The organism is Arthrobacter sp. H41, from assembly GCF_000520535.1.
GTDB lineage: Bacteria > Actinomycetota > Actinomycetes > Actinomycetales > Micrococcaceae > Arthrobacter_D.
In genome coordinates, this window is sequence record NZ_KI914774.1 from 3,176 (window position 1) to 7,051 (window position 3,876).

Sequence of the window (3,876 nt, forward strand, 5' to 3'; positions counted from 1 at the left end):
GTACCAGGGGCTGTACAGCGGCGGGAGCTATGCGTCGAAGGAGTACCGGGACTGGCTCTCCGGCAGGATCCGCTACTTCCGGAACCTGCACGACCTCCCCGCGGGGGGGTCGTTCTTCCGGAACGTCTCCCCCGAATCCCTGAAACCGAACACACCAGCTCCCGCGGCCCTGGAGCCGACCCTCTTCTAGCGCCCGAAGGAACGCTGAGGGTCGATCCGGGATGCCCACTTCAGAAGTGCATCGACGATCGGCCGGTCGGCAGGGATCCACGGCAGCCCGAGTAGTGCAGTAGCCTCGCTCAGCGACACCCACTGCAGCGCATCGTGGTCCTGCAGCGGCGCAGGGTCCCCCGCTGACACTTCGACAGCCCAGACGCGCATGGACGCCGTCGCGTGGAGGGGCCACCCGGTGTCCTCCGGGCCTTCGATCTCGACTCCGACTTCGACACTGATTCCCAGCTCCTCGGCCAGCTCACGCTGGAGGGCTTCGATGCAGCCCTCACCGTCCTCGACCTTGCCTCCGGGGAATTCCCACATCCCGGCGAACTGTTCAGGCGCTGTGCGTCGGGCAGCCAGCAGGGACGTGGGCCGTGCGAGGGAATCGACTACGGCGGCTCCCACGATCTGACGGACCGGGAGGGGACTGTTCGGCGGAATCACCTGTCGAGTCTACCCAGCCCGGCCGGAGGGATCGGGTGGCTCAGCTCTCCTCCGGGTCGAGGCCGCCGGCCTCGCGCCCTGCCTGATGTTCAGGGTTCAGTTCGCGGCGGTACTCCCCTGCCGGGCTCACCCCCGGGACCTGCTGGCCCGCGTTGAGCTCGGTGGAGGTATACGCCTCCTCCGAGAACTCCGCTGCCGATTCCTCCTCCGGCTCGGGAAGGTTGATGTCCTCACGCAGGTGGTCGCTGGAGGGCATTTCGGATTCGTGGGGTGTCCAACTCATTCCCCAAGCCAACCAAAGGGTCGCCGGAATGGCCAGCAGTTTCTGCGTCTTTCCGTAACCTTCCTCACCGGGAATCGAGGACCATCCTCGACACACACCGCATAGACTGGTCCGTGACAAGGGCGTCGCGCCCTTGGAAACAGTCTGCGGATCGAGCATGCCTCGCTGCACGGCTCCGCCCTCCCCGGAGGAGCGGACGGCGCCCCGTCACTTCCGCGTCGAAAGAGATTCATGTCCTACCCTCCCCGCCCCGTCCTCAGCCCGCGGCAGCTGGCCGTCGCCATCGCCGCCCTGGCCATGGGCGGCTTCGCCATCGGCACCACCGAATTCGCCATCATGGGCCTGCTGCAGGAGATGGTGGATGAGCTGGGGGTCACCTATGCCCAGGGCGGTCACATCATCTCCGCCTATGCACTGGGGGTGGTGGTGGGTGCGCCCCTCCTGGCCACGCTCGGGGCAAAACGGCCCCAACGCTCCATGGCCGTATGGCTGATGGTGGCCTTCGTGGTGGCGAACTTCTCCTCCTACTTCGCCGCAGGCTACGGCTGGATGCTGGTGTCCCGTTTCCTCTCCGGACTCCCGCACGGCGCCTATTTCGGCGTCGCCGCGGTGATTGCGGCGTCGCTGGCCAATCCCACGCACCGCGCTCGGGCGATCTCCATGGTCATGCTCGGCCTCAGCATCGCCAACGTGGTGGGCGTCCCGTTCGCGACCTGGTTGGGGCAGCAGGTGGGCTGGCGGAGCCTCTTTCTCCTGGTCGGCGTCATCGGGGTCGTCACCGTGGCACTGATCCTGCGCTATGTGCCCTTCCAGGCGCCGCATCCCGACGCCAGTATCCGCCGTGAGCTGGGGGCCCTGCGCCGTCCGCAGATGTGGATGACGCTCCTCATCGGCACCGTCGGCTTCGGCGGGTTCTTTGCCGTCTACTCCTACATCTCCCCGACGATCACCGAGGTCACCGGCCTGCCGTCCGCCGTCCTGCCCATCGTCGTCGCGCTGTACGGGGTGGGGATGGTCGTCGGCAACATCGTCGGCGGACGCATCGCGGACCGTTCGGTGATGGGCAGCATCTACGGCGTCATGGGCGTGATCGTGGTGGTCCTGCTCATCTTCCCCCTGGCGATGCAGTTCGCCCCTACCGCATTCCTTTTCGCCTTCCTCGTCGGGGCCAGCGGCTCGACCCTGATTCCGCCGCTGCAGGCGAGGCTCCTCGACGTGGCGCCCGGCGCTCCGTCACTCGCCTCGTCGATGAACCACGCCGCACTGAACATCGCCAACGGACTCGGCGCAACAGTGGGCGGCGTGGTCATCGCCCTCGGCTGGGGCTTCACTGCGCCGGCACTGGTCGGGGCGGGGCTGGCGGTTCTCGGCCTCGTCATCGCGCTGATCAGCGGACGAATGGACGCCGGGACACAGCCTTCGGCCCAGCCGGCGCCGGAGCACGCGGTCTAGACTCAAGCCCTCCGGGCTGCGCACCGGTCAGCTGAGGTATGCGGTCAGGCCGTCGATCAGGCGCCGGACGTCGTCTTCCGATGTATAGGGCGCGAGGCCCACGCGCAGCCCGCCCTCGTCCCCCAGCCCAAGCACCCGACTCGCTTCAACCGCATAGAAATTGCTCGACGGCGCGAGCACATCCCGCTCTGCGAGGTACTTACTGGCCTCGGCGGCATTCCGTCCCGTGAAGGTCAGCAGCAACGTAGTGGTCCGGGCGACTGCCCGCGAGTGGACCGTCACCTCGGGAAGGGCAGCCAGTGCGTCCTCGAGCACGGTCAGGAGGTGCTCCTCGTGCCGCTCGATCTGCGCATTCGCTGACACGAGCCGCTCCCGGCGCGACCCAGGGGCCTCCGCGAGCGAGGCCAGGAAATCAATCGCCGCCGTCGTCCCCGCCATCATCTCGTAGGGCAGCGTCCCGAATTCGAAGCGCTCGGGGACCACATCCGTGGACGGCAGCAGCTTGTCCGGGTGAAGGCTTTCCAGCAGGGCGGGCGCCGCGGCGAGCACGCCGCAGTGCGGACCCAGGAACTTGTACGGCGAGCAGACGAAAAAATCGGCGCCCAGCGCGGGCAGGTCCACGCCGGCGTGGGCCGCGTAGTGGACGCCGTCCACATAGAGGAGCGCGCCGGCGTCGTGCACCAGGCGGGCGATCTCCGGGATGTCGGGCATGGTGCCGAGGAGGTTCGACGCCGCCGTCACGGCCACCAGCCGGGTCCGGCTGCCGAGTGCCGCGCGGAGGTCGTCCATGCTCAGTTCGGCGGTGTCGGGGTCGAAACCGACCCAGCGCACGCCTGCCCCTCGGCGTTCGGCGGCCTGGACCCAGGGGCGGATATTGCTGTCGTGGTCCAGTCGGGTGACCACCACCTCGTCCTCCGGCCCCCAGGCGCCCGCCAGGAGACGGGCGAAATCATAGGTGAGCTGGGTCGCGCTGCGGCCGTAGACGATGCCGACGGGGTCAGCGTTGAGGAAATCCGCCATGGCGGCGCGGAACTCCCGCACCGTCCGGTCGGCGTTTCCTTCCGAAGCGACGCTGGCACCGCGGTTCGACAGCGGGCCGGTCAGCGTATCGGCGATGGCCTGCCCCACAATCCGGGGTGTCTGGGTGCCTCCCGGTCCATCGAAGTGTGCGATCCCCGAGGACAGTGAGGGGAAATGGGAACGGAGGCTTTCAACATCGAGGGACATGGTGTCCTTTCGGTCAGCGGACTGGGCGTGGCTCCAGCCTAGTGGTTCGGCATCAGCCGAGCCGTTGCGCCCGCGCCGATGCGTAGAGGCACACGGTCGCCGCCGTGCCCACGTTGAGGCTTTCGGCCCGGCCGTAGATGGGCACCGCCACGCGGTGGTCGGCCCCCTCCAACACGGTATCGGGAAGGCCCTGTGCCTCGTTGCCGAACAGCCACGCCGTAGGCGCCTCGAGGCGCGCGCCGTCGTCGTCCGTA

At 68.2% G+C, this 3,876-nt stretch carries 5 protein-coding genes and 1 pseudogene; 2 read left to right on the forward strand and 4 right to left on the reverse strand.

Going from position 1 to position 3,876, the window contains the following annotated elements:
* A pseudogene (locus tag Y705_RS22185) lies at window positions 1-190 on the forward strand (Rv2578c family radical SAM protein); the annotation flags it as partial.
* On the opposite strand, the gene Y705_RS0104335 reads toward Y705_RS22185, so the two are convergent.
* Window positions 187-660 carry a (deoxy)nucleoside triphosphate pyrophosphohydrolase gene (locus Y705_RS0104335; protein WP_253908476.1) on the reverse strand — a complete coding sequence of 158 codons (474 nt, stop codon included), beginning with the start codon at window positions 658-660 and terminating at the stop codon, window positions 187-189. The pseudogene Y705_RS22185 and the gene Y705_RS0104335 sit on opposite strands and share 4 nt — an antisense overlap.
* Window positions 661-700: 40 nt before the next feature.
* Complete coding sequence (locus Y705_RS0104340; protein ID WP_155849917.1) at window positions 701-943, reverse strand: hypothetical protein; 243 nt, start codon at window positions 941-943, stop codon at window positions 701-703.
* Window positions 944-1,174: 231 nt separating this feature from the next.
* Here Y705_RS0104340 and Y705_RS0104345 point away from each other — a divergent pair, with 231 nt between their 5' ends.
* Window positions 1,175-2,395 (forward strand): MFS transporter, encoded by a 1,221-nt coding sequence (locus Y705_RS0104345; RefSeq protein WP_026531960.1) that lies wholly within the window; start codon window positions 1,175-1,177, stop codon window positions 2,393-2,395.
* A 27-nt stretch (window positions 2,396-2,422) separates the two neighbouring features.
* Here Y705_RS0104345 and Y705_RS0104350 read toward each other — a convergent pair whose 3' ends face one another.
* Together Y705_RS0104350 and Y705_RS17370 are read right to left on the reverse strand one after the other, a co-directional pair.
* Window positions 2,423-3,622, reverse strand: a complete 1,200-nt coding sequence (locus Y705_RS0104350) for a cysteine desulfurase-like protein (protein WP_026531961.1) — start codon at window positions 3,620-3,622, stop codon at window positions 2,423-2,425.
* Window positions 3,623-3,674: 52 nt separating this feature from the next.
* Window positions 3,675-3,876, reverse strand: a 202-nt coding sequence (locus Y705_RS17370; RefSeq protein ID WP_162149040.1) for a TrmH family RNA methyltransferase, incomplete at its 5' end; no start/stop codon positions are given.